This is a genomic window from Paracoccus aurantiacus (assembly GCF_007993065.1).
Lineage (GTDB): Bacteria > Pseudomonadota > Alphaproteobacteria > Rhodobacterales > Rhodobacteraceae > Paracoccus > Paracoccus aurantiacus.
On sequence record NZ_VOPL01000037.1, the window covers coordinates 1 to 289 of the forward strand.

General features: G+C 65.4%; 1 protein-coding gene. It reads right to left on the reverse strand.

The genetic code is table 11. The features are described from left to right. The coding region (locus FQV27_RS18745) for a protein tyrosine phosphatase family protein (protein ID WP_246133184.1) at positions 1 to 289 on the reverse strand (289 nt) is incomplete at both ends.

The window sequence follows — 289 nt, forward strand, 5'->3', positions numbered from 1 at the left end:
TCGCCGAGCGTGTGCCGGTCCGGCAGTAGGCCAGGACCGGGCGTTGCACCTCTGCCAGCGCCTGGCCGAAGGCAGCAACGTCCTGATCGGTCACCATCCCCGACTCAACCGGGACGTAGCGCGTCTCGATTCCCTCGGCCCTGGCAGCCGCCTCGATCTCTTCGAAGCTTGGCTGGTCAGCGCCTTCCCCATCGGGGCGATTGCAGATGATCGCACGATAGCCTGCAGCCTTGATCGCGGCCATGTCCATGGCTGCGATCTGCGGGGACACCGTAGCTTTCGGCGAAAT